The sequence below is a fragment of the Jiella soli genome (genome assembly GCF_020615385.1).
Taxonomy (GTDB): domain Bacteria; phylum Pseudomonadota; class Alphaproteobacteria; order Rhizobiales; family Rhizobiaceae; genus VKMB-3413.
In genome coordinates, this window is the sequence record NZ_JAJAVB010000035.1 from 28,904 (window position 1) to 53,016 (window position 24,113).

At 66.8% G+C, this 24,113-nt stretch carries 21 protein-coding genes; 8 read left to right on the forward strand and 13 right to left on the reverse strand.

Going from position 1 to position 24,113, the window contains the following annotated elements; translation table 11 throughout:
* The first annotated feature begins 145 nt into the window (after positions 1-145).
* The 3 genes from LH400_RS21715 (at position 146) to LH400_RS21725 (ending at position 3,877) form a co-directional block, all read left to right on the forward strand.
* Positions 146-787, forward strand: a complete 642-nt coding sequence (locus LH400_RS21715) for a TRAP transporter small permease subunit (RefSeq protein WP_229155527.1) — start codon at positions 146-148, stop codon at positions 785-787.
* Positions 784-2,805 carry a TRAP transporter large permease gene (locus LH400_RS21720; RefSeq protein ID WP_229155528.1) on the forward strand — a complete coding sequence of 674 codons (2,022 nt, stop codon included), beginning with the start codon at positions 784-786 and terminating at the stop codon, positions 2,803-2,805. Before LH400_RS21715 ends, LH400_RS21720 begins: the two co-directional genes overlap by 4 nt.
* 70 nt (positions 2,806-2,875) lie before the next feature.
* Positions 2,876-3,877, forward strand: a complete 1,002-nt coding sequence (locus LH400_RS21725) for a DUF4424 domain-containing protein (RefSeq protein WP_229155530.1) — start codon at positions 2,876-2,878, stop codon at positions 3,875-3,877.
* Positions 3,878-3,971: 94 nt separating this feature from the next.
* Here LH400_RS21725 and LH400_RS21730 read toward each other — a convergent pair whose 3' ends face one another.
* From LH400_RS21730 to LH400_RS21745, 4 genes are all read right to left on the reverse strand, one after another.
* Complete coding sequence (locus tag LH400_RS21730; protein WP_229155531.1) at positions 3,972-4,679, reverse strand: chromosome partitioning protein ParA; 708 nt, start codon at positions 4,677-4,679, stop codon at positions 3,972-3,974.
* Between the two features lie 287 nt (positions 4,680-4,966).
* Complete coding sequence (locus LH400_RS21735; RefSeq protein ID WP_229155533.1) at positions 4,967-6,079, reverse strand: TRAP transporter substrate-binding protein; 1,113 nt, start codon at positions 6,077-6,079, stop codon at positions 4,967-4,969.
* Between the two features lie 204 nt (positions 6,080-6,283).
* Positions 6,284-7,399, reverse strand: a complete 1,116-nt coding sequence (locus LH400_RS21740) for a TRAP transporter substrate-binding protein (protein WP_229155534.1) — start codon at positions 7,397-7,399, stop codon at positions 6,284-6,286.
* A gap of 240 nt (positions 7,400-7,639) precedes the next feature.
* Positions 7,640-8,743: a TRAP transporter substrate-binding protein gene (locus tag LH400_RS21745; RefSeq protein ID WP_229155537.1), complete on the reverse strand. Its 1,104-nt coding sequence runs from the start codon at positions 8,741-8,743 to the stop codon at positions 7,640-7,642.
* 283 nt (positions 8,744-9,026) lie between these two features.
* Between LH400_RS21745 and LH400_RS21750 the strand changes: the two genes are divergently transcribed.
* Entirely contained in the window at positions 9,027-10,136 is a 1,110-nt protein-coding gene (locus LH400_RS21750; protein ID WP_229155538.1) for an ion channel, read from the forward strand.
* 101 nt (positions 10,137-10,237) lie between these two features.
* A complete protein-coding gene (locus LH400_RS21755; protein ID WP_229155539.1) occupies positions 10,238-10,999 on the forward strand; it encodes a gamma-glutamyl-gamma-aminobutyrate hydrolase family protein in 762 nt (253 codons plus the stop codon).
* Positions 11,000-11,065: 66 nt separating this feature from the next.
* Here LH400_RS21755 and LH400_RS21760 read toward each other — a convergent pair whose 3' ends face one another.
* The 9 genes from LH400_RS21760 to dnaK form a co-directional block, all read right to left on the reverse strand.
* On the reverse strand, positions 11,066-11,713 hold the full coding sequence (locus tag LH400_RS21760; protein WP_229155541.1) for a hypothetical protein: 648 nt from the start codon (positions 11,711-11,713) through the stop codon (positions 11,066-11,068).
* A 3-nt stretch (positions 11,714-11,716) separates the two neighbouring features.
* A complete protein-coding gene (locus LH400_RS21765; protein WP_229155543.1) occupies positions 11,717-12,322 on the reverse strand; it encodes an HdeD family acid-resistance protein in 606 nt (201 codons plus the stop codon).
* Positions 12,323-12,444: 122 nt separating this feature from the next.
* Entirely contained in the window at positions 12,445-13,029 is a 585-nt protein-coding gene (locus tag LH400_RS21770; RefSeq protein ID WP_229155545.1) for an NADPH-dependent FMN reductase, read from the reverse strand.
* The gene (locus LH400_RS21775; protein WP_229155547.1) at positions 13,026-13,682 is read right to left on the reverse strand and encodes a class I SAM-dependent methyltransferase; all 657 of its coding nucleotides are present in this window, start codon (positions 13,680-13,682) and stop codon (positions 13,026-13,028) included. The genes LH400_RS21770 and LH400_RS21775 overlap by 4 nt, the downstream gene beginning before the upstream one ends.
* 44 nt (positions 13,683-13,726) lie before the next feature.
* Positions 13,727-14,353, reverse strand: a complete 627-nt coding sequence (locus LH400_RS21780) for a class I SAM-dependent methyltransferase (RefSeq protein WP_229155549.1) — start codon at positions 14,351-14,353, stop codon at positions 13,727-13,729.
* Between the two features lie 107 nt (positions 14,354-14,460).
* Positions 14,461-15,606 carry a molecular chaperone DnaJ gene (dnaJ, locus tag LH400_RS21785; RefSeq protein WP_229155550.1) on the reverse strand — a complete coding sequence of 382 codons (1,146 nt, stop codon included), beginning with the start codon at positions 15,604-15,606 and terminating at the stop codon, positions 14,461-14,463.
* 181 nt (positions 15,607-15,787) lie between these two features.
* Positions 15,788-16,873, reverse strand: a complete 1,086-nt coding sequence (locus LH400_RS21790) for an acyltransferase family protein (protein ID WP_229155552.1) — start codon at positions 16,871-16,873, stop codon at positions 15,788-15,790.
* Between the two features lie 140 nt (positions 16,874-17,013).
* Entirely contained in the window at positions 17,014-19,203 is a 2,190-nt protein-coding gene (locus LH400_RS21795; protein WP_229155554.1) for a methyl-accepting chemotaxis protein, read from the reverse strand.
* A 226-nt stretch (positions 19,204-19,429) separates the two neighbouring features.
* Positions 19,430-21,352: a molecular chaperone DnaK gene (gene dnaK / locus LH400_RS21800; RefSeq protein ID WP_229155556.1), complete on the reverse strand. Its 1,923-nt coding sequence runs from the start codon at positions 21,350-21,352 to the stop codon at positions 19,430-19,432.
* Positions 21,353-21,783: 431 nt separating this feature from the next.
* Between dnaK and LH400_RS21805 the strand changes: the two genes are divergently transcribed.
* The 3 genes from LH400_RS21805 to LH400_RS21815 are packed head-to-tail and all read left to right on the forward strand — an operon-like array spanning position 21,784 to position 24,048.
* On the forward strand, positions 21,784-22,539 hold the full coding sequence (locus tag LH400_RS21805) for a F0F1 ATP synthase subunit B family protein (protein ID WP_229155558.1): 756 nt from the start codon (positions 21,784-21,786) through the stop codon (positions 22,537-22,539).
* Complete coding sequence (locus tag LH400_RS21810; RefSeq protein ID WP_229155560.1) at positions 22,529-22,930, forward strand: phage holin family protein; 402 nt, start codon at positions 22,529-22,531, stop codon at positions 22,928-22,930. Before LH400_RS21805 ends, LH400_RS21810 begins: the two co-directional genes overlap by 11 nt.
* Positions 22,927-24,048, forward strand: a complete 1,122-nt coding sequence (locus LH400_RS21815; protein ID WP_229155561.1) for a DUF3618 domain-containing protein — start codon at positions 22,927-22,929, stop codon at positions 24,046-24,048. The genes LH400_RS21810 and LH400_RS21815 overlap by 4 nt, the downstream gene beginning before the upstream one ends.
* The last annotated feature ends 65 nt before the right edge of the window (positions 24,049-24,113 follow it).

Sequence of the window (24,113 nt, forward strand, 5' to 3'; positions counted from 1 at the left end):
CGGCGCGTCATGCCGTTCGAGGCACGACCGGCCTGCCGGAGCCGGACCGTCACGATCGGCAAAAGACGAAACAGACGGTGCCGGCGGTCCTGACCCTGCCGAGATGCCGCATCATCCTCGGGCAGTACGAGGGAGGCTACGCCGCATGACGGCTCTCATGTCATTCGCACGCGGGATCGACCGTGTGACGACCTTCATCGGCCGCGGCGTCGCCTGGCTGGTGCTGGTGGTCGTCCTGGTCAGCGCCGGCAACGCGGTCATCCGCAAGATCTTCGACATGTCGTCGAACGCCTGGCTCGAACTCCAGTGGTATCTCTTCGGCGCGATCTTCATGCTCGCCGCCGCCTGGACGCTGCAGCGCAACGAACACATCCGCGTCGACATCGTCTCGAACGCCCTGTCGAAGCGGACGCGCGACTGGATCGACTTCCTCGGCCACATCTTCTTCCTGCTGCCGTTCTGCGGGCTGATGACCTGGCTGCTCGTCCCCTACGTCATCCAGTCCGTCTCACGGCAGGAATATTCGCCGAACGCCGGCGGCCTGATCGTCTGGCCGGCCAAGGCGCTGCTTCTCGCAGGCTTCCTTCTGCTTCTCGCCCAGGCGATCTCGGAGCTGATCAAGCGCACCGGCGTCCTCTTCTTCGGCATGGAGGACAAGACGCCCATGGCGACTTCCCACGCCGAGGCCGCCGAGCTTTCCACCCTCGAACCCAACGAACCGGAGGGCGGTGCGGACGCGCCCGACCATACGCGCACCCCGGCGCGCGATGCAGGAGCCGCCAGATGATCGAGTTCATCGCGCACAATCTTGCGCCGATCATGTTTGGTTCGCTCGTGATCGTGCTTCTGCTCGGCTATCCGGTCGCATTCTCGCTCGCCGCGATCGGCCTCGGCTATTTCGTCGTCGGCGTGGAGCTCGCACCCTATTCGAACGACATCAACCTCTTCTGGCCGCTCCTTGGGGCCCTGCCCGACCGCTTCTTCGGCGGCGTCATGTCGAACGATACGCTGCTCGCGATCCCGTTCTTCACCTTCATGGGCCTGATCCTCGAACGCTCCGGCATGGCCGAGGATCTCCTCGAGACCGTCGGGCAGCTCTTCGGCCCGCTGCGCGGCGGCCTCGCCTATGCGGTGATCTTCGTCGGCGCGCTGCTCGCCGCGACCACCGGCGTCGTCGCCGCGTCCGTCATCGCCATGGGCCTGATCTCGCTGCCGATCATGCTGCGCTACGGCTACGACCGGCGGCTCGCCTCGGGTGTCATCGTCGCCTCCGGCACGCTGGCGCAGATCGTGCCGCCTTCGCTCGTCCTGATCGTTCTCGCCGACCAGCTCGGCCGCTCGGTCGGCGACATGTATTCGGGCGCGCTCGTTCCGGCGCTGGTGCTGACCGGGCTCTACGTCCTCTACATCGTCGGCATGACGATGTTCCGGGCCAAATCCGCCCCGGCGCTGCCGATCGAAGCCCGCACGCTCGGGCGCGGGGTTACCTCGCTGATCGTCGCCGTCGTCCTCGCCGTCGCGATCAGCTGGGCGGCAAGCGTCTATCTGGAGGACAAGGTCCAGCAGGGCGCGGTCATCTGGGGCGCCTGCGTCGGCGTCCTCGCGGTCTACCTCGCCGCAGTCCTCAACAAGGTCTTCAAGCTCAAGCTCCTGTCCTATCTCAGCCAGCAGGTGATCATCGTCATGATCCCGCCGCTGGCGCTGATCTTCCTCGTCCTCGGCACGATCTTCCTCGGCGTCGCGACCCCGACGGAAGGCGGCGCGATGGGCGCGGTGGGCGCGCTCATCCTCGCCTTCGGCAAGCGCAAGCTGAACGTCGGCCTGATGGTCCAGGCGATGGAGTCGACGACCAAGCTGTCGGCCTTCGTCCTGTTCATCCTGATCGGCGCGCGGGTGTTCTCCCTGACCTTCTACGGGGTCAACGGCCACATCTGGGTCGAGGAGCTGCTCACCTCGGTGCCCGGCGGCGAGACCGGCTTCCTGATCGTCGTCAACCTTCTCGTCTTCTTCCTGGCGTTCTTCCTCGACTTCTTCGAGCTCGCCTTCATCATCGTGCCGCTGCTCGCGCCGGCCGCCGACAAGCTCGGCATCGACCTCATCTGGTTCGGCGTCCTGCTCGGCATCAACATGCAGACGAGCTTCATGCATCCGCCCTTCGGCTTCGCGCTGTTCTACCTGCGCTCGGTGGCGGCGCGCGTGCCCTATCTCGACCGCATCACCGGCCAGCGGATGGAGCCGGTGACCACCGGCCAGATCTACTGGGGCGCGGTGCCCTTCGTCTGCATCCAGATCGTCATGGTGGCGCTGACCATCCTCTTCCCGCAGATGGTGATGCGCTACAAGACGACCGGGCCGGCGGTCGACACCGAGAACATCCAGCTGCAGCTGCCGGGCCTCGGCGGCGAAGGCGGCAGCTTCGGCCTGCCGCCGCTGGGCGGCGCGTCGGGAACCGGCACCGGAGGAAGCACGCCGCAGAACAATCCGCTCGGCCTGCCGCCGCTGGGCCTGCCCGGCCAGCCTCCGGGCGTCGCCGCGCCCTCGGCCCCATCGCCGGCCCCGGCTCCGGCAACTCCTGCGGCGCCGGCCACTGGCACGGGCGGATCGTCCTCGTCGCAGCCGGCGATCGGCCTGCCGCCGCTCGACTTCAACTCCGCCCTTGGCGGCAGCAATGGCGGGACCGGGACGGGGACGCAGGCACCAGCCGCGCCTGCGGAAGCCGGGCCGGCGCAGACGCCGGCGCCCGCCCCTTCCGGGCAGGCCTCGCCGCCGGCCGTGGATCTGTCGCAGCCGCCCTCGTTCAACTGACGGGGCGGCGGCTTCCGCTCATGGTGACCACCGGCTAGGATCGCGGAACGTTTCCCGAAGGTGTTCCGCCATGATTCGCCCGTTGCTTGCCCTTGCTCTTGCGACCGGCCTTGCGTCGGCGGCCCGGGCCAATGATTCCACCGCCAATCTGGCGGCCGGTGGCCTGGTCTTCACCAAGACCGACGCCATCGAGATGCGCTCGGAAGACCTGTCGATCTCGCTCGAGCGCATCGCCGTCGACTACGTCTTCGTCAACACCAGCGACGAACCGGTAACGACCACCGTCGCCTTCCCGCTGCCCGAGATCCGGCTCGACCCGTTCGACTTCAACGTCGACATTCCGAGCGAGGAACCCGACAATCCCTTCGCCTTCGAGACCATGGTCGACGGTCAGCCGATCGGCATGACGGTCGATCGCGCGGCCTTCGCGAACGGCGAGAACGTAACGGCCGAGTTGGAGAAACTCGGCCTCGCCTTCGCGCCGCCGACGGAAGAAACCTCGCGAATTCTCGATGCACTGCCGAAGAGCGAATGGGAGCGGATCGAGAAGGCCGGGATCGCCGCGACGAACAGCTTCGACGCCGGCCGCGGATGGGAGACCCATCTGTCGCCCTCCTGGGCCTTTCGGATCACCTATCACTGGCAGCAGACCTTCCCGCCCGGGCGCAAGGTCCGCATCAGCCACAGCTACAAGCCCTCGGTCGGAAGCTTCGTCTCGACCCTCATCGGCTCCTCCTACGCTTCGTCCGAGGATCTCGCGGCGCAGCGCAAGCGCTACTGCATCGACGACGACATCGTCCGGACGGTCAAGCGCCGGACCAGGGCCGTCGGCGAGAGCGGGATCGCCTATCAGGAGCGCTGGATCGACTACGTGCTGACGACGGGCGCCAATTGGGCGAAGCCGATCGGCTCGTTCAAGCTGACCGTCGACAAGGGCGATCCGAAGAACCTCGTCAGCTTCTGCGCCGACGGCGTTAGAAAGGTCTCTCCGACGAAGTTCGAGGTGACGAAGACCGACTTCACGCCGACATCGGACCTGTCGATCCTGATCCTCACCCCGAGCCAGCCATAAATCATCGGATGGTCGAGACGCATGAAAGGCCGCGCTGCCATTGGGCCGTACGACCTTTCGCATGTCGATGGTAATATGGGGATTGAGGGCCGGCTCAGGCTGCGACCGAAAGCGCCTCGTCCTGGACCGCAGGCCTCTCCTCCCGGCGATGATGGCCGAGAATGCCGATCTCATAGGCAAGGCTCGCCGCCTCCGCCCGTGCCCGGTCGAGGCCCGGCGCGATCTCGTCCGGCAGCGTGAAGATCGTCCCGCCATAGAGGAAGGGCGCCTCGTAGGCCGCGCGCTGGACCAGACCGATCGGCAGGCGACGGGCGTGGCTCGTCTCGATGATCGTCTCGACATTGCGGGCGATGCGGCTCGGGATCGTCGTCACGGCGGTGGCGACGAAGCACCAGTCGCGTCCGCGCCGGCCATAGCCGGCATCTTCCGTCAGCATGTTGTCGGTCTCGACCGCATATCGGGCGGACAGGGGCGAGAAGCGGACGGGGATCAGCGCACGGTCGGCCTGGCGGGCGGCGGCCTGAATCGTCGAGCCCATGTCGCCGGCGTCGATCACGGCGAAGTCGCCGCGCCGGCGGGCGCCGCGGACCAGCCGCTCGATCTCGCCTTCGTCGCGCGTGCGCTCGACGCAGATGCGCTTCGGGCTGCCGGCGAGTTTCGCCCAGGCGGAGAGATCGCCGTCGCGGGCGGCATCGATGAGAATGACGGGGATTTCGGCGGCGGCGGCAACGCTGGCAAGAGTCAGGGCCAAGGTCGAGGTACCCGACGTCTTGAGCGAGCCGATGGAAACGACAGGAAGCATGAAGGGGCTCTCATTGGCGCGGGCAGGACGTGCCCGCGGGATGGGACTCTGGCGATCGCCCGCGGCGGTGGCGGCATTGCCGCACCGCCGGGACCGGCCCCGCGCCCTTGGGAGAAAGGCGATCGGTTCCGGTCTTCGGATCTGCGGTGATTGTTCCCCGTCATGGTTAACGAGAAGTTAACCAGGCCGCGCCGCGTTAAGCTCTCGGCAAGGAAAAGGCCCGGCACGCGGGAATGCGTGCCGGGCCTTGGAGCCGAAATGCCGGATGCTGCGAGGAGGCAGAGCCCTCAGGGCTTCAGCGCACCCTCGCGCTGCTTGATCATCATGAAGGTGTCGAAGGTGTATTCGGCGACCTGCTGCCAGAGATAGGTGTCGTTCCGGAAGCCGACCATGGAGTCGTAGATCTTCTTGAACGAGGCGTTCTGGCCGTTGATCTCCTCGTAGACCTCCTGGGTGGCGTTGAAGCTCGCCTCCAGGATCTCCTGGCTGAACGGGCGCAGCTGCGCGCCCTCGCTGGCGAGGCGCTTGATCGCCTGCGGGTTCTTGTAGTCGTATTCGGCGAGCATCTCGACATTGGCCGCCCGCGCGGCGGTCTGGAGAAGGCTCTGATAAGCCTTCGGCAGCTTGTCGAACTCGTTCTTGTTGTTGAAGAAGCAGAGCGCCAGGCTCCCCTCCCACCAGCCGGGATAGTAGTAGTAGGGGGCGACCTTGTAGAAGCCGAGCTTCTCGTCGTCATAGGGGCCGATCCACTCGGCCGCGTCGATCACGCCCTTTTCGAGCGAGGGATAGATGTCGCCGCCGGCGATCTGCTGCGGCACGACGCCGAGCTTCTCCATCGCGCGGCCGGCAAGGCCCGCGATGCGCATCTTCAGGCCCTTCAGGTCATCGACGGTCTTGATCTCCTTGCGGAACCAGCCGCCCATTTGGGTGCCGGTATTGCCGCCCGGCATGTATTGCAGACCCTGGCCGTTGAAATATTCGTTCAGAAGGTCGACGCCACCGCCGTAATAAAGCCAGGCATTGAGGCCGCGGGCGTTCAGCGTGAACGGGACCGTGGCGCCGAGCGCATAGGTCGGGTCCTTGCCGACATAGTAGTAGGAGGCGGTGTGGCACATCTGGACGGTGCCGTCGATCACCGCGTCGGCAGCCTGCAGGCCCGGCACGATCTCGCCGGCGGCAAAGACCTGGATGTCGAAATTACCGTCCGTCGCCTCGCGCACGTAATTGGCCAGATCCTCGGCGCCGCCGTAGATCGTGTCGAGCGACTTCGGGAAGGACGAGGTGCAGCGCCACTGAACCTTTGGCAGCGACTGGGCGATGGCCGGAGCCGCCAGCGTGGTGGCACCGGCGGCGCCGAACGCTCCGATGGCGGAATTCTTGATGAATTTGCGTCTGTCCATCTTGGATCAGATCTCCCTGGGCGTCGCGGACGGTTGATCGTCGGCGACCGATTGGCGAAGGGTCCGGCCGGGCGGCCGGATCGTCTGTCGTCGTCGGTCCGGCGGTCTTTTGCCGGGTCCCTCACGCGGATGGTAGGCTGCGCTTTCGTTCCGGCAATCGGCCGCGGCGAGAGCCACGGCCGGGATGCCGGCCTTGGCGGGGCCTCAGCCCTTCAACAGCGTGCCGTTGCGCTGCTGGATCATCATGAAGGTGTCGAAGGTGTATTCGGAGAGCTGCGCCCAGAGATAGGCGTCGTTCTTGAACGCGTTCTGGCTGTCGAGCAGCGTCTTGTAGTCAGCGTTCTCGGCCGCGATCTCCTTGTGGACCTCCTGAGCGGCCTTGAAGCTCGCCTCCATGATGTCCTGGCTGAACGGGCGCAGCTTGGCGCCCTGGGCCACGAGACGCTTCAGCGCTGCGGGATTCTTGTAGTCGTAGTCGGCAAGCATCGCGCAGTTGGCCGCCTGGCTCGCCGCCTGGAGCAGCGCCTGATAGTTTTTCGGCAGCGAGTTCCACTTGTCGAGATTGACCATCAGGTGGAGCGACGCTCCGCCCTCCCACCAGGCCGGATAGTAGTAGAACGGTGCGACCTTCACGAAGCCGAGCTTCTCGTCGTCATAGGGCCCGACAAACTCGACCGCATCCAGCGTGCCGCGCTCAAGCGAGGCGTAGATGTCGCCCGCCGCGATCTGCTGCGGCACGACGCCGAGCTTCTCGACGACGCGACCGGCGAGACCGGCGATCCTCAGCTTCAGGCCCTTGAGATCGTCGAGCGTGTTGATCTCCTTGCGGTACCAGCCGCCCATCTGGGCGCCGGTATTGCCTGCCGGCATCGCATAGATGCCGTTCTTGGCGTAGAAAGTGTTCAGGAGATCGTTGCCGCCGCCCTCGTAGAACCAGGCGTTCATCTGGCGGGCGTTGAGGCCGAAGGGCACGGCGGTGCCGAAGGCATAGGCCGGATTCTTGCCGACATAGTAGTAGGAAGCGGTGTGGCCGAGTTCGACCGTGTCGTTCTGCACTGCGTCGAGCACCTGGCCGCCCGGCACGATCTCGCCGGCCGCGAAGACCTGGATGTCGAACTGGCCGTCCGACACGTCATGCACGTATTTGGCGATCTTCTCGGCCGTGCCGTAGAGCGTGTCCAGCGATTTCGGGAAGGACGAGGTCACCCGCCACTGGATCTTGGGATTGCTCTGCGCGATGGCCGGGGCCGCGAGGGTCGACGCGATGCCGAAGCCGGCCGCGCCGGTGGCGGCGCCACCGAGGAATTTCCGTCTGTCCATGAATGCCTCCCTGAATGCACGGCGCCGCCTGCAGCGGCGGCGCGCGGTCCTCGCCGGCTCCCCCGGCAATTCGCGCGCGACCTTAAGCATGAGGGACGAAAAGGCAAGCGGGTGCGGGACTTCGGCGCATGTCCCCGCAGGCAAGAGGCGCCGGGACGGGAAACGAAATCGAGCCCGCGAGAGACCATTCGCGGGCTCGCCGGAACGACCGGACAGCGGTGACCGCCGCCGGCAGACGGATCACATCGTGCCGTTGCGCTGCTGGATCATCATGAAGGTGTCGAACGTGTATTCCGACAGCTGCGCCCAGAGATAGGCGTCCTTCTTGAAGGCCAGCTGGTTCTCGTAGATCTCCTTGAAGGTCGGGTTCTGGGCCGAGATCTCCGCATAGGTCTCCTTGGCCGCGTCATAGGCCGCCTGCATCATCTCCTGGCTGAACGAGCGCAGCTGGGCGCCCTGCCCGACCAGCTTCTTGATCGCCGCGGGATTCTTGTAGTCGTAGGAGGCCATCATGTCGCAGTTGGCCGCCTGGCAGGCGGCGCGCAGGATCACCTGGTAGTTCTTCGGCAGGCCGTTCCACTCGTCGAGATTGATCATGGTGTTGAGCGCCGGGCCCCCCTCCCACCAGCCGGGATAGTAGTAGTACGGCGCGACCTTGACGAAGCCGAGCTTCTCGTCGTCATAGGGCCCGACCCATTCGGCCGCGTCGATCACGCCCTTTTCCAGAGACGGATAGATGTCGCCGCCGGCGATCTGCTGCGGGACGACGCCGAGCTTCTCGATGATCTTGCCGCCCATGCCGCCGATGCGCATCTTCAAGCCCTTGAGCTCGTCGAGCGACTTGATCTCCTTGCGGTACCAGCCGCCCATCTGGACGCCGGTATTGCCGCAGGGCAGGCTGAAGAGGCCCTGCGTGGCGAAGAACTTGTTCATCTGGTCGATGCCGTCGCCGTAATAGTACCAGGCATTGGTCTGGCGGGCATTGAGGCCGAAGGGGATCGCTGTGCCGAGGGCGTAGACCGGGTCCTTGCCCCAGTAATAATAGGAGGCGGTGTGGCACATCTGGACCGTGCCGCCGGCCGCCGCGTCCGCCGCCTGCAGGCCCGGGACGATCTCGCCGGCGGCGAAGACCTGGATGTCGAACTTGCCGTCGCTCGCGCCCTTGACGTAGTTCGCCATGGTTTCCGCCGCACCGTAGATCGTGTCGAGCGATTTCGGGAACGACGAAGTACAGCGCCAGGTGATCTTCGGATTTTCCTGTGCGATGGCCGGTGCGGCGAGTGTGGTGGCGGCGACCCCGGCCCCGAGGCCGCCGGCCTGCTTGATGAACGAACGACGATCCAAATCCGTATCCTCCCATTACTAATTTTGGTGTCCGGGATGCGGCTTTTTCTTTGATCACACCCCATCTTCCTGAATATCCGACCGCTTCCCATTGGGGAAGGCGCCATGACGGCAGATCCCGCGCCGGAGATGGGCAGCGGCGGAACCGATGGAGCGCAGCTGGACGTTCGAGATGGTCCGGTCGCTTTTGCGGCGACAGGGCCGCCGCGCGCCCTCGTGCTGGCCCAGCGCGATAGCCGCGCCTAAGCCGGGAACACGAGGAACAGCGATGCGTTGGCCGTAGATGTCGATCCGAACCATCATCTTCGCCGCGCTCGCGATCGCCGGGCTCCTGTCGACCAGCATTGCGCAAGCGCAGACCGGCGCGAACGACGGGAGGGACGCCGAGCGGCAGCTGCGCGTCGGCATCGTCGAGCGCCCGCCCTTCGCGATGCAGTCCGACAGCGGCGGCTGGACCGGGATCGGCATCGACCTCTGGCGAATGATCGCCGAGACGAACGCGTATTCCTATGATTTCGTCAGACTGCCGGGCGACGGGCACGACGCAGTCGCCGACGGGAAGGTGGACATCGCCCTGCCGGTCACCGCGACGCCCCAGGGAGCGCGGACGGTCGACTACACGATGCCGTTCTTCACCGCGACGCTCGGGGCCGCCGGCATCCACAGCGTCGACCCGGTCGCCATCGCCAAGACCTTCGTGTCCTGGCAGTTCCTTCGCATCGTCCTCCTGATCACGGCGCTCCTCTTGGTCGTCGGCGCGATCATGTGGGCGATCGAACGTAAGAAAAACGCCGAGGAGTTCGGGGCGGCCGACGACGGGGTCGGCCGCCTTCGCGGCTGCCTGCACGGGATCGGCAACGGCTTCTGGTGGTCGGGCGTCACCATGACCACGATCGGCTATGGCGACAAGGCGCCAAAGACCATGCTCGGACGCGGCGTCGCAATGCTCTGGATGCTGGTGGCCATGGCGCTGACATCGAGCCTGACGGCCTCGATCGTCGCCGCGACCAACCTGCAGACGCTCGGGCGGCTCCAGCTGCCGGGTGATCTGACGGGCAAAAGCCTCGGCGCCGTCGAAGGCTCGACGACCGCCGCCTTCCTGCGGTCGGAAGGCTTCCCGTTCCAGACGTTCGACGACATGGGCGCGGCATTGCGAGCCGTTGCCGACGATCGCATCGAAGCGGCCGTCGGACCGGTTCCGCTGCTGCGGCAGACCAACAAGTCCGAGCGCACCAAGCTGACCGTCTCGCCCTCCGGGGCCAACCCTGTCAGCGTCACCTTTGCGCTGCCGCGGCTGTCGCCATTGCGCGAGCCGGTGAACGTGTCGATCCTCCAGCTCACGACGGACAGCATGTGGACCGATCTCGTGGAGCGCTACGCCCCGGACCACTGAGCGGGCGATCCCGGCGCTTCGGGCCCGGCGGCATCGACAAGCCGGCCTGCGACCCTTATCTCGACGCCGGCCTTCTTTCTTTCGCGCCGATCGGATCCTCGATGTCTGCCTCCCCCATCCTTGTCGCCGTCCCTGCGGATGTCCGCGAATTCGAGAACTACCGCTGGCACGCAACGCCCGATACCTATCTGAAGGCGCTGGCGCGCGTCGCGGGAGCGGTCCCGGTGATCGTCCCGGCGATGGAGGAGGAGTTCTCCGTCGACGCCCTGCTCGACCGGGTCGACGGCCTGCTGATGACCGGCTCGGCCTCGAACGTCCACCCCGACCGCTATGGGGTCGCGCCGAGCGTTGCCCACGAGCCCTTCGACCCCGACCGCGACCGGCTGACCGAGGCCCTGATCCGTGGTGCGATCGAGAAGGGCGTGCCGCTCCTGTGCGTGTGCCGCGGCCATCAGGAGCTGAACGTCGCGCTCGGCGGGACGCTCGCGACCGAGATCCAGGAACTCGACGGCCGGATGGATCACCGCGCCCTGCCGAACCGGGAACAGCGCGAGCGCTTCGCGGTCCGCCACGACGTCGCGATCGCGCCGGCCGGCAAACTGGCCGGCATCGTCGGCGCCGAGACGATCCGGGTGAATTCGCTGCACCGCCAGGCGATCGACCGGCTTGCCGACGGCCTCGCAGTCGAGGCGAGCGCGCCGGACGGAACCGTCGAGGCGGTTTCGGTCGAAGGCGCGAAGGCTTTCGCCCTCGGGGTCCAATGGCATCCGGAATATTGGGCGGAAACCGACGCGCCCTCGGCCGCGATCTTCGAGGCCTTCGGCGCGGCGTGCCGGGCGCATCGCGACGCAAAGCGGACGTAGCGGGCGCGCGGCCCGACCGGCCGGCAGAGGGCGGCGCCGTCCATATGGCGGCATCCGGGCCTTGGCTCAGCCGGACGCGATCTCGTCCAGCACGCCGTCGAGGTCGGCCCGCAGGAGGGCGGTGAGAAACCTAGGATAATCCTTGCGGTCGACGAGGCTCGCCAGCCTCTCGGCCTCCCGGCCGAGGCCGAGCTTGCCGGCCGCCTCCAGCGCGCGGGCGTCGGCGAAGGGGTAAAGCTCCTCCCAGGCGATCTGCACCTCCCGGAAGAAGATGTCGGCCCCGGTGTCGCCGATTCCCTTGAACGCCTTCAGGAGGCGCCGTTCCTCGGCGGGGTCGCGGCCGGCGGCCTCGCGCAATTTCCTGAGGTCGCCGCCATAGTCGGAAAGGCAATGGTCGGCCATGTCCTGAAGAAAGCGCGAGGTCTTCTCGTCGAAACGGGCATAGCCGTTGCGGTTGAGGATGATCACGCGCTCCTTCCAGGTGGCCTCGGCCATGTGGTCGGCGGTCGTCAGCCCGGCATCCTTCAGCGCTTTGGCGGCACGCAGCGCCTGATCCGCCGAGATGCGTGCCGAGAAGAGGTTTGCCGCAACCAGCCACAGGAACAGCGGCATCGGCGTGTTCCGCTCAAGGTCGAGACCCATTTCCCCGGCGAAGGTCTTGTCCGTCCGCTCGAGCAGCGTGCGGACGATCGCCTCTGCATCCCGGCCGCCCATGGCTCAAATCCGCGATGCCGGCGGGTTGTTGCGTGCGTCGAGCGCCGAGAACAGAAGGCCGAAGCCCGAGGTCATGAAGGAAATGCCGAGGAAGACGCCGACCGCCCACACCGCCGTGCCGGGCAGTCCGAAGATCAGGAAGACGGCGAGAACGATGTCGATGATGCCGGAGAGGACGACCAGCCAGAAGCGGCCGGTGGAGGTGCGAAGCGCCCGGGCGATCGACAGGTTGAAAATGCCCGAGAGAAGGAAGAAGGCGGCGAGCAGCCAGGTCAGCGTCACCGCGCCGGCCAGCGGATCGTAGATGATCACTCCGCCAAGGATGATCGCCAGCACGGCAAGGAGAATGCTCGAGAGAAAGCCCGGTGCGCCCCTCGCCCGGAATGCCGAGATCAGGCCGACGATGCCGCCGAAGATCAGGAGCCAGCCGAAGAACAGCGTCGAGGCGAGAGTCGCGACGAAGGGTGCGAGGATGGCCAGGAAACCGACGACGATCATCAGCCCGCCCTGGAAGGCGTAGGACTTCCAGTGATCGTGGAGGTGCCGCTGGACCTTTCGCGTCACGTCGCGCTGGGTTGCTGCGTCCATTCTGTCCGGATCGATGGTCATTTCGGGGCTCCCTCGCCGGGGGAACCGCGTGCGGTCCCCCGTCCCTCTCGTCTAACGGTCAAATGTCGCGCGCGGTGCGCGGTTCCAGCCCGCAAGAGCGGACCGGCCAGCCAGCGCAAGGGTCAGGCGTGTCGGCTGAGACTGCGCGTCGTGTCCAGGAGCTTGTCGACGAGCGTTTCCAGATTGGTCCGCGCGACGTCGTCGGCGAGACGGCCGTCTTCGTCGAAGCCTGTTGCCGCATTCGGCACGCTGCATTGCTGGGTGATGACGTCGGCACCGAGCGCCCGCATGACGATGCGCACCGCCTCCAGCGCCCGCATGCCGCCGAACCGTCCGGATGAGGCCGAGGCGAGGCCGACGACGAGCCCCTTGAACGGCTGGACCGGGCGCCCCTGGACCTTGCGAACGCGGCTCGTCCAGTCGATGGCGTTCTTCAGGAGCGGCGGGATCGAGTGATTGTATTCGGGGCTCACGATCAGGAGGCCGTCCTGCGCCGCGATGCGCTGGGCCAGAAGCTGCGCGTTCTGCGGAACACCGCTCTCGGTTTCCAGGTCCCCGTCGTAGATCGGCAGCGGGTAGTCGGACAGGTCGAGCCGGGCCACCACCGCGTCCGTCAGCGACAGGATGCGCGTCGCCTCGGCGGCGAGCTTGCGATTGTGCGAGCCGACCCGGAGCGAGCCCGGCAGGACGAGGATGTTGGCGCTCAAGAAGGATGCGCCTCGCTGACATCGGCCTCGGTCGCGGAGGCAGCGTCGCTTTTTCCGACTCCGTCCTGCGAATAGATCCAGACCCGGGCCGGCGGCACGTTGTTCCAGACGCGCGGCGAGGAGGACACGGTGAAGACGCCTGGCACGGAGCGGACCGGCGGGGTCAGCATGTAGGAGAGCTGGGTGAGGTTCCCGCCCGGCCTCAGCCTCTTGAAGTAGTCGACGAAGAGCTTCTGGCGTTTTTCCTGAGGGAAGCTGACGATGGGGATCGCAAAGAGGATCGCGGCGAACTTCTCGCCGGCCCGGCTGCCCAGCGTCTTGTCGAGATTGAAGCCGTCGCCCTGGATGACGTCGACCTTCGGGAAACGGCGCTTCAGCTTGCGGGCGAAGTCGGCATCGTACTCGATCGAGGTGATGCGCTCGGGCGCGACGCCCTGTTCCAGGAGCGTGCGGGTGACGACACCCAGGCCCGGGCCGAGTTCGAGGATCGGGCCGTCGAGCTCGGTCGTGGCGTGCTTCACCATCATGCCGCAATAGGAGCGGCTCGACGGCGCCACGGCCCCCATCTTGATCGGATGGCGCACCCAGGTCGCCAGAAAGGGCAACCAGTCGCTCTCGCGCCTGCCGAAATCCGCGTCAGTCTTGCTCGCCATCGGAAAACTCTCTTGCCTGTGGGCCCGACCGGTGACCGCTCGCCTTACGCCGCCCGGTAGACGAGGACGCGCGCAGGCGGAAGATTGCGCTTCACCCACGGGCTCGTCTGCAGCTGCGCCTCGATCCGCTCCGGCTTCACCGGCAGCGTCAGCGCATAGGAAAACTGGATGAACGGGGCGCCAGGCCGCATCTCCTTCAGCGAGCCGCCGACGACCTGCTCGCGCTTGCCGTCGGGCTTGGTGAACAGCGGTAGGCTGGAGACGACGGCCTCCAGGCGGCACCCATCGAGCCAGGGGCCGAGCGTGACTGCGGCGTCGTAGGCATCGCCCTGAATGACGTGCGCCTTAGGGAACCGCGCCTTGAGCAGGACGCAGAATTCGCGGCTGTACTCGACGAGCACGAGAGCGGATTCCGGCACGCCGCGATCCACGAGACACTGGGTGACGACGCCGGTGCCGGGTCCGAGCTCGAGCACCCTCGACGTCTCGTCGAAAGCGGAGGGATCGGGCACATAGGCGGCCATTGCCCGGCCGAGGCTGCGCGAAGAGGGCGATACGGCGCCCATGATCAGCGGACGCTGCAGCCAGCCTTTAAAGAAGCGCGCCTCGTCGCTGACCTTGAGGCGGGGGCGCGGGCTTCGTCTCGGCCGCGGCTGCGGAATGTCCAGCACCAGGTTTCCTCCGTCCTCGGAAAGGCGATTCGCGTCGTATCGCCTTGATGCCTGCCCGACGTAAACCTTTCACGACGGGCAGCAAGGCCGAACGGACTTAGTGCGCGTCAGCTTTCGCTCAAGCCTTCGAAGAACTCCTTCATGCGAGCGAAGAAGCCGTTCGACTGGGGCGAGTTCTCCGAAGAGGAGATCTGTTCGAACTCCTCCAGGAGTTCGCGCTGGCGGCGCGACAGGTTCTGCGGCGTCTCGACCGCCACCTGGATGAAGAGGTCGCCGGCCTGGCCGGAGCGCAGCACCGGCATGCCCTTGCCACGCAGCCGGAACTGCTTGCCGGTCTGCGTGCCCTCCGGCACCTTCACGCGGCTGGTATTGCCGTCGAGCGTCGTGACGTCGAAATGACCGCCGAGCGCGGCCGTCACCATCGAGACCGGGGCCTTGCAGAACAGATCCGCGCCGTCCCGCTGGAAGAATTCGTGCGGCTTGATCGACAGGAAGATGTAGAGGTCACCCGCAGGTCCGCCGCGCAGCCCCGCTTCGCCCTCGCCGGCAAGGCGAATTCGGGTGCCGTCCTCGATCCCCGCCGGGATGTTCACCGAAAGCGTGCGCTCTTCCGGCAGCCTCCCGTCGCCGCCGCACTTGCCGCAGGGATCGGTGATCACCTGGCCGCGGCCCTGGCAGGCCGGGCAGGTCCGCTCGATCGAGAAGAAGCCTTGCGCCGCGCGCACTCGGCCGACGCCGCCGCAGGTCGGGCAGGCCTGCGGGCTGGTGCCCGGCTCGGCGCCGCTGCCCGCGCATTCGTCGCACTGGATCGTGGTGGGAACGCCGATCTCCGCGGTCTTGCCGGCGAAGGCCTCCTCCAGCGATATCTCCATGTTGTAGCGAAGATCGGAACCGCGCTCGCGGCCGGAACCGCCGGCCTGCCGGCCCCTGGCGCGCCCGCCCATCATCTCGCCGAAGATGTCGTCGAAGATGTCGGCCATGGAGGAGGCGAAGTCGCCGCGAAAGCCACCTGCAGCCCCTCCGCCGCCGTTCTGGAAGGCCGCGTGGCCGAACCGGTCGTAGGCTGCCCGCTTCTGCGGATCCTTCAGGACCTCGTAGGCTTCGCCGAGCTCCTTGAACTTCACCTCAGCCTGAGTGTCGCCCGGATTGCGATCGGGATGATACTGCATGGCGAGCTTGCGAAACGCACTTTTCAGTCCCTTCTCATCGACTTCGCGGGACACGCCGAGCATTTCGTAGTAATCGGCCTTCATTCACGCTTCCATGGGTTTTGTGACAGGCAATCAGCGAGAGCATGACGTTGCCACACCATGCTCCGAAGGGTGCGGAACCGGCGGTGGATCCCACACCTCGAAATTTCGAGACCTTTATCTAGGAACGTTTGAGGCCCGATACCATAGCGTCGCGCCGAAGCAAAGTTCGGCAGCCTTCCGGTCAGGCGGATGCCAGGACATCCGCCTTGGCGCTTTGCCGCGGACGCGGACCCGCGATCAGCGTGGCAAGACGCGGCTCCAGATGACGCGCGGATAAGAGGGCGACGGCGATGGAGGCCGCCATCGGCAGGGTCCAGTATATGTAGAAGTCGACGAGCTGGTGCGGCTCGACGAACCGGTCCCACAGCAGCGTCAGGAAGAAGAACTCCATCACCGGATGCCAGAGATAGATGCCGAAGGAGACCCGAGCCAGCGGCATGATCGGCGAGAGGAAGGCGGTCGATCTCGGCGTGGCCGTCTCCGCCAGGGCGGTCGCGGCCAGAGAGGCGGCCAGAAGCGCGAAGGTGACCGGATAGGGCAGTTCATCGAACATCGACCAGACGGCCGCCGCAAGGAACAGCACTCCCGGCCAGTGGGAGGTCAGCGCAATCGGGCGGCGCCGCACGAATTCGGCCAGAACCCCGCCGATCATGAAGTCGGCAAAGGCGCGATAGGCGCCCATCGAGTCGGCCGTCGTCCAGTGGCCGGACGGAAACAGCCCTTCCCACGAGGCGATTTCGAGACCGGCGATCCAGCCGGCGAGCACCAGGAGAAGACCGCTCATCCCCCGCCAGCGCAGCGCCAGGACGATCACCGGGAACAGCGCGTAGGAAAAGAATTCGGCGCTGATCGACCAGGAGACGTAGTTCAGCGCCAGGCCGTTCGTGGTGCCGAGCGCGTGCAGCACGAGGAGATGCGCCGGCAGCGCCTCCAGGTCGTGGCGCCAGTCGTAATGGCGCGCTCCGTACACCATCGCGGCCACCGCCAGGGCGGCGAAGAACAGGGTGATCAGGACGTGCAGCGGATAGAGCCGCGCGATCCGGCGCCTGAGGAAGGTGCCGTAGCTCGACAGGCCGGTGACGGTGCCGGCGTAGCGGGTGGTGATCAGATAGCCGGAGATCATGAAGAACATGTCGAGCAGCGGCAGGAGCCGGTGCAGCATCTCAGCCCCCGTCGCGGCGCCGTAAGGTGCCCAGAAGACGAAGTGGTAGGCCATGATCAACAGGGCCGCGAGTAACCGCCAGCAGTCGAAGACGCGATAGTGCATGGGGCCGCTCCCTCGTCCTGCCGCCCGCCTGGAAAGACGGCCCCTTCATCCGGGGCCAGCTTCCATAGGTCCCCGATCAAGCCGGACTCTACAAGTCCGGAGTGTCCTTAGGCTTAACGGCCCGGCGCCCCGGACCGCCTTCAGGCGGCTCGAACGAGGCGGGGGCCCGGGCGGCGCGCGCCGTCCACGCCGACCTCGAAGCGCGCAACCAGACGTTCCAGCTCGGCCGCCTCGCCGCGCAACGCCTGCGTCGCCGCATTCGCCTCCTCGATCATCGCGGCGTTCTGCTGCGTGACCTGATCCATCTGGCCGACCGCGCCGTTGATCTCCTTGAGGCCGCTCGCCTGATCGCGCGCGCCCTCGGCGATCGCCCGCACCTTGCCGTCGATCTCCAGAACCTGCCCCGCGATCCGCTGCAGCGCCTCGCCGGCCTTGCCGACGTGCTCGACACCGAGATCCACTTGGCCGGAGGCGGAGGCGATCAGCGACTTGATCTCGCGGGCGGCGCTTGCGGAGCGCTGGGCGAGTTCGCGCACCTCCTGCGCGACAACCGCAAAGCCCTTGCCGGCCTCGCCTGCACGGGCTGCCTCGACGCCCGCATTGAGCGCCAGGAGGTTGGTCTGGAAGGCGATCTCGTCGATAACGCCGATGATGGTCTCGATCTGCCGCGAAGAGGTCGCGATCCCCTGCATTGCCTCGATCGCCTGGTGGACCACCTCGTCGGTCGTCTCGGCGTCTCCGCGCGCCGCGCCGACCACCGTCGCCGCGGCCTCGGCGAGGCCGGCGCTCTGGCTGACGCGCGAGGTGATATCGTCGAGCGCGGCCGCGGCCTCCTCCACGCTGGCGGCCTGGCTCTCGATGCGGCGCGTCATGTTGTCGGTCGCCTGGCTGATCTCCTGCGTCCCGCTCTCGATGCTGGTCACGGAGCCGGCGACGGCCGCAATCGTCGTCCGCAGCTGCGTAACGGCGGCGTCGTAATCCTCCTTGAGCCGGCGGTACGGGCCCTCGAAGCGGCCGTCCAGCGAATGCGCCAGATCGCCATGAGCAAGGCGCGCGAGCCCGGCGCCCACGGCGGCCACGATCCGCGCCTGTTCGGCGGCGGCTGCCTGCCGCTCGGCTTCGCCTTCTTCACGCGCCCGGTTGGCCTTCTGCCGCTCGACATCGGCGGCAAGCTCGGCCGCGACGCCGCTCTTCAGCTGGTGACGGAAGCCCTCGAGCGCCTGGGCGAGCGTGCCGATCTCGTCGGTCTGTTCACGCCCTTCGACCTCGGCATCGTAGTCGCCCCGCTTCAGCGTCTCGACCGAAGCGAGGAGCCGGCCGAGCGGACGCGTGACGACGCCGCGCACCGACGCCATGAGCACGATCAGGACACCAGCGAGGACAATACCGCCGCCGACGAGGAGCTTCAAAACAGCGGCCTCGACCGGCGCGGTGAAGGTTGCCCGGGGAACGTCGACCAGCACCGCCCAGGTGGCATTCAGTTCAGGCAGGACGAAGGGATAGACGATCCGCTCGTACGCGCCGTCGGCGACACCGGGGATGATCCCGGCCTCGCCGCCCTCAAGCGCCTTCGTGACGGCCTCCGCCCCCTCCCCGTCATAGGGCTTCGTCAGGAGCCCGACATCGGGATTTACCAGCCAGTTGCCGCTTCCCGAGACCAGCATGACCCGGCCGCCGTCGAAGGGGGAGAGGCCGCCCAGCATCGCCGACAACCGGCCGAGGCTGAAGTCGACGCCAGCGACGCCGATCGTCTTGCTGCCGGCGACGACGGGGAAGGCCGCCGACGCCATCAGGACCTTCACCTCTGAGGCCATGTAGGGCTCGGTGACCGCGCCTTGGCCGGTGCTCGCCGCCATCTTGTACCAAGGCGCGTCGTAGTCCGCGTTGAAGGTGGAGAAGGTGACGTCGCCGGACTGCGTCTTCGTCCAGTAGGGGGTGAAGATGCCGTCCTCGTTCGCGCCCGGCGCACCCCTCATCGAGAAGCCGTCATAGGCGCCCTTCGCCTCGGCCATCCAGGCGCCGAATACCGTGTCGTTGCGCAGGGCGACCGACTTCAGCATGGCAATCACCGCCTGCCGGCTGCGCTCGCCCGCCTCGTGACCGGCGGCGATGATGCCCGACATGGTCTTGCCGGCGGCCGCGGCCTGGCCGATCTGGGCGCCGATCTGGCCGGCGACATCGCGCGCCTCGTCCTTCGCCTGCTCGTAGACGCGGCTCTCGGCCTCGTTCTTGGTCTGCCAGGCGGAATAGCCGACCGCGCCGAGCACGATGATGCCGACGGTTCCGCCGGCAAGGAGAAGAAGCTTGGAGGAGAGGGAACGAAGGCTCATCAAGGTCGCGGCTCCGGCTGCTATCGCAGTGCAAAACAGATGCGCGAGATTCCTACCCTGAACTTGCCTTCCGAAAACTTAAGCCACAACCGGCCGCTGTGCGTCTGACACACTTGCCCAAGAGGCATCGTGCCGAAGAGACATCGCCTCCGGCGATGCAAAAAAGCCCCGGCGGTTTCCCGCCGGGGCCCTGAAGAAGACGGAGCGGCTTTGCTCCGTCGAAAGATCAGGCCGACTTCTTGCGATCCTGCTCGTCGTCAACTTCCTCGTAGTCGGCGTCGACCACATCGTCCTTGGCCTCGGAGGATGCGCTCTGGCCCTCCTCGCCTTCGCTGGCCTGAGCGGCTTCGTACATCGCCTGGCCGAGCTTCATCGAGGCCTCGGCGAGTTTCTCGCTCTTGGCCTTGATCACCTCGGCGTCGGCCTCGTCCTTCTCGAGCTCGGCCTTCAGATCGTCGATCGCCGCGCGGATGGCGCCGCGGTCAGCTTCGGAGACCTTGTCGCCATAGTCGGCGAGCGACTTCTCGGCCGAATGGACAAGGCTCTCGGCCTGGTTCTTCGCCTCGACGCCTGCCCGGCGCTTCTTGTCGCTGTCGGCGTTCGCCTCGGCGTCCTTGACCATCTTCTCGATGTCGGCGTCGCTAAGACCACCGGAGGCCTGGATCGTGATCCGCTGCTCCTTGTTGGTGCCCTTGTCCTTGGCCGACACGTTGACGATGCCGTTGGCGTCGATGTCGAAGGTCACCTCGATCTGCGGCACGCCGCGCGGTGCCGGCGGCAGGCCCTCGAGATTGAAGCGACCGAGCATCTTGTTATCCGCCGCCATCTCGCGTTCACCCTGGAAGACCTGGATGGTCACGGCGTTCTGGTTGTCCTCGGCGGTCGAGAACACCTGGCTCTTCTTGGTCGGGATGGTCGTGTTGCGGTCGATCAGCCGGGTGAACACGCCGCCCAGAGTCTCGATGCCGAGCGACAGCGGGGTCACGTCGAGCAGCAGGACGTCCTTGACGTCGCCCTGCAGCACGCCGGCCTGAATGGCGGCGCCCATGGCGACGACTTCGTCCGGGTTCACGCCCTTGTGCGGCTCCTTGCCGAAGAGGTTCTTCACCGTCTCCTGCACCTTCGGCATGCGCGTCATGCCGCCGACGAGAACCACTTCGTCGATGTCGGAGGCCGAGAGGCCCGCATCCTTCAGCGCCGCCTTGCACGGGTCGACCGTGCGCTGGACGAGGTCGTCGACCAGGCTCTCGAATTTGGAGCGCGTCAGCTTCATCGTCAGGTGCTTCGGACCCGACTGGTCGGCGGTGATGAAGGGCAGGTTGATCTCGGTCTGCGAGGCCGAGGAGAGTTCGATCTTCGCCTTCTCGGCAGCTTCCTTCAGACGCTGCAGAGCCAGCTTGTCCTTCTTCAGGTCGATGCCCTGGTCCTTCTTGAACTCCGCCGCGAAGTAGTCGACGAGCCGCATGTCGAAGTCTTCGCCGCCGAGGAAGGTGTCGCCATTGGTCGACTTCACCTCGAAGACGCCGTCGCCGATCTCCAGGACCGACACGTCGAACGTGCCGCCGCCGAGGTCGTAGACCGCGATCGTCTTGCCATCGTTCTTCTCAAGCCCGTAGGCGAGCGCCGCGGCAGTCGGCTCGTTGATGATGCGCAGGACTTCGAGGCCCGCGATCTTGCCGGCATCCTTGGTCGCCTGGCGCTGCGCGTCGTTGAAGTAGGCCGGAACCGTGATGACCGCCTTCTCGACCTTCTCGCCAAGATAGGATTCGGCGGTCTCCTTCATCTTCTGAAGGACCATGGCCGAGATCTGCGAGGGCGAGTACTTTTCGCTATGCGCCTCGACCCAGGCGTCGCCATTGTCGGCGCGGGTAATCTTGTAGGGAACGAGATCCTTGTCCTTGGCGACGGTCGGATCATCGTAGCGGCGGCCGATCAGGCGCTTGACCGCAAAGAGCGTGTTCTCGGGATTGGTGACCGCCTGGCGCTTGGCCGGCTGGCCGACGAGACGCTCGCCGTCTTCGGTGAAGGCGACCATGGAAGGCGTGGTGCGGGCGCCCTCCGCATTTTCGATCACCTTCGCATTCTTGCCGTCCATGACGGCGACGCAGGAATTCGTGGTGCCAAGGTCGATACCGATCACCTTCGCCATCTTGCATTCTCCTTCTCAAGCGAGCCGCCCTGGACCCTCGACGAGGCATTCCGGGATGGGCAGCCCCCGACTACGTTGGATTCACGCCGGGCCGATTCCGTCCGAAATGGCCGGCTTCCCGGTGCTTGCGGCTATATATGAAGTGCCTTTTAGACCTGCAAGACAGCCGCTTGCCGATTGCCGGGCCCGCTCTCCCCGTCCGCGCCCGCGTTCCGAAACCGTTTGCCAGCCACCGAGACGGAACCGGATGCCGCAAGGCTCACTTCCAGAACATCACGGACCGCGGTGAAATCAATCCGCGGCGTTTCAAGTCAAGCCGACGACTCGAGGGAGTCACCGACGCAATGAACAGCATCATCTATCTTATAGGACTGATTGTCGTGATCCTCGCGATTCTGTCCTTATTGGGACTCAACTAGGAGAAGCGCGACATGACATCCGACCCCAACCGGTCGTCGACGCCGCAAGAGGCGCGCGATGACCTTTCGAATGCCAGCGAGCGCGCCAGCCGCGAGGCCCACGCGGCCGGAACCGAGGCTCGCTCCGCTATGAATTCCGCCCGCGAAGAGGCCGAAGGTCTCGCCGGGGCGGCCCGGGAGCGAGCTCGTCAGGGCGCCGACCAGGGCAAGGAGAGCGTCGCGGGCAGCCTCGACGATTTCGCCGCCGCAGTCGGTAAGGCAGCCGACGAACTCGGCGAACGCGACCAGTCGATGGCCGCTCATCTCGTGCGCGAGATGGCCACCGGCCTCGGCGACGCTTCACGCTCGATCCACGGCCGCAGCGTCGACGAAATGGTGCGCTCCGTGGCAGGGTTCGCACGCAGCCGGCCGACCACCTTCCTCCTCGGCGCAGCCCTTGCCGGCGTCGCGCTCGGGCGCTTCGCCCGCGCGTCCGGCGAACATGACGGTCCGGCCGGGCCCTATCGCGGGCCCCGGCAGGACGAGCGGCCGCAGCAGCCGGCACGCAGCGGCGTGCCCGTCCGCAGCCCGGTTTCCTCGACCGAGCCAGCCCGCCCGGGCAGCACGCCCGGAATGTCGCGCCCGGTGAGCGACGCCGCGTCCGTCTCCTCGGCCGGCGTCTCCGGACCGGCGGGGGTGCGAACGTCGACCCCGGCCGCTGGCGGCACAACGCCCGTACGGCCTTCAACCACCACTCCCACCACGAGCGGAGGAAACCATGGCCGCTGAGCCCCACGAAAGCCGCTCCGTACCGGACCTCCTCATCGATCTCCTGAGGGAAATCCGCGAACTCGTCTCTACCGAGTCACGGCTGGTGCGAGCCGAGATCTCCGACAAGGTTCGCCAGGTGGAGATGGGCGGCGGGTCCATCGCCGCGGGCGCAATCTGCCTTCTGGTGGCGCTGATCACGCTGACCGGCGCCCTCGTCAGCGCCGTCGCCCATATCGGCGACATGGGCGCCGGCTGGGCCGCGCTGATCGTCGGCGTCGTAATCGCACTCATCGGCGTCGCGCTGCTCGCCAAGGGGCGGAGCGATCTGAAACCCGGCAACCTCATGCCCAAGCGTAGCGCGCACGAACTGCGCGAGGACACCCGTCTCGCGAAGGAGCAGACCCGATGAGTACCGAAACAGACCGCCTCGCGCAGGAGGCAGACCAGCAGCGTTCGCATCTCGATGCGACGCTGGATGAACTGCGCGGCAAGCTGTCCGTCGGCCAGATCGTCGATGAGTTGTCGTCCTACGTCCGCAAAGGTCAGGGCGCCGACATGGTCCACAATTTCGGCCGACAGGTGCGCGACAATCCGCTCGCCCTCGGGCTCGTCGGCGCCGGCATCGCCTGGCTGTTCGCCGGCTCCGGCGTGAGGGCCGAAGGTGACCGGCTGCGGCACGAATGGGAGGACCGACGCTACGACCGCTTCGGCGAAGCATTCCCTCCGCACCGTGACGGCGATGACCATCACCTTGCCGAAGGACGCGCGCAGCCGGTACGGGACTACGGCCCGGCTGGCGTCTACAGAACCGAAGCGGGCTCCGCGTCACCCACCGGGTCGAGTGCCGGCTCGAGCCTCTCGGGCGCTGGTTCACGAGCGTCGGATGCGGCAAGCTCGGCCCGGCATGGGGCGTCGAGCGCGGCATCCTCCGTGGGGTCCGCAGCCAGCAATGCCGGCCATTCGGCCGCTGACGCTGCAAGCCGCGCCTCGCACTCCGCGTCCGATGCCGCCGGCCGGGCCGGCCACGCGGCTTCGAGTGCCGCGGGAGCTGCCGCCGACTCGATGCGCCGGGCATCGCATGACGCCTCCGACGCCGCCTGGCGCGGCGGGCGCTATGCGGCGGACGGCATGCGCCATGCGGGCGAAGACGTCTACCGGATGGGTCGTCGAACGGGCCGCGGCCTGATCGACGCCCTTCAGGAGGAGCCGCTGGTGTTCGGTGCGATTGCCGTCGCCGTCGGTGCCGCCATCGGCGCAGCCCTTCCGTCGACCCGGCGCGAGGACGAATGGATGGGCGAGACCCGCGACCGTCTTCGCGACGAGGCCTTCGAGCGGGGACGCGATACCCTGCATCGCGCCGAGCACGTGGCCGAGCGGGCCTATCAGGCGGGCAGCGAAGAGGCGGATGCCAAGGGGCTGAAGCCGAAGCCGGGCGAAGGCGAGACGCTGGCGGAAAAGGTCGGCGATGTCGGCCGGGCCGCCAGCGACGCGGCCAAGTCCGAGGCGAAGAAGGAAGGCCTCACCTGAGGCCGATCAAGACTTCTGAGCGGGCCTGATCGCCTGCTCCGACAATACGAAAGCCCGCCTGTCGC

Coding starts and splice junctions, on each gene's coding strand:
- LH400_RS21720 (WP_229155528.1), top strand. CDS start 784: ATGATCGAGTTCATCGCGCACAATCTTGCGCCGATCATGTTTGGTTCG.
- LH400_RS21715 (WP_229155527.1), top strand. CDS start 146: ATGACGGCTCTCATGTCATTCGCACGCGGGATCGACCGTGTGACGACC.
- LH400_RS21815 (WP_229155561.1), top strand. CDS start 22,927: ATGAGTACCGAAACAGACCGCCTCGCGCAGGAGGCAGACCAGCAGCGT.
- LH400_RS21810 (WP_229155560.1), top strand. CDS start 22,529: ATGGCCGCTGAGCCCCACGAAAGCCGCTCCGTACCGGACCTCCTCATC.
- dnaJ (WP_229155550.1), bottom strand. CDS start 15,606: ATGAAGGCCGATTACTACGAAATGCTCGGCGTGTCCCGCGAAGTCGAT.
- LH400_RS21765 (WP_229155543.1), bottom strand. CDS start 12,322: ATGACCATCGATCCGGACAGAATGGACGCAGCAACCCAGCGCGACGTG.
- LH400_RS21730 (WP_229155531.1), bottom strand. CDS start 4,679: ATGCTTCCTGTCGTTTCCATCGGCTCGCTCAAGACGTCGGGTACCTCG.
- LH400_RS21760 (WP_229155541.1), bottom strand. CDS start 11,713: ATGGGCGGCCGGGATGCAGAGGCGATCGTCCGCACGCTGCTCGAGCGG.
- LH400_RS21750 (WP_229155538.1), top strand. CDS start 9,027: ATGTCGATCCGAACCATCATCTTCGCCGCGCTCGCGATCGCCGGGCTC.
- LH400_RS21805 (WP_229155558.1), top strand. CDS start 21,784: ATGACATCCGACCCCAACCGGTCGTCGACGCCGCAAGAGGCGCGCGAT.
- LH400_RS21740 (WP_229155534.1), bottom strand. CDS start 7,399: ATGGACAGACGGAAATTCCTCGGTGGCGCCGCCACCGGCGCGGCCGGC.
- LH400_RS21725 (WP_229155530.1), top strand. CDS start 2,876: ATGATTCGCCCGTTGCTTGCCCTTGCTCTTGCGACCGGCCTTGCGTCG.
- LH400_RS21775 (WP_229155547.1), bottom strand. CDS start 13,682: ATGGCGAGCAAGACTGACGCGGATTTCGGCAGGCGCGAGAGCGACTGG.
- dnaK (WP_229155556.1), bottom strand. CDS start 21,352: ATGGCGAAGGTGATCGGTATCGACCTTGGCACCACGAATTCCTGCGTC.
- LH400_RS21755 (WP_229155539.1), top strand. CDS start 10,238: ATGTCTGCCTCCCCCATCCTTGTCGCCGTCCCTGCGGATGTCCGCGAA.
- LH400_RS21735 (WP_229155533.1), bottom strand. CDS start 6,079: ATGGACAGACGCAAATTCATCAAGAATTCCGCCATCGGAGCGTTCGGC.
- LH400_RS21795 (WP_229155554.1), bottom strand. CDS start 19,203: ATGAGCCTTCGTTCCCTCTCCTCCAAGCTTCTTCTCCTTGCCGGCGGA.
- LH400_RS21790 (WP_229155552.1), bottom strand. CDS start 16,873: ATGCACTATCGCGTCTTCGACTGCTGGCGGTTACTCGCGGCCCTGTTG.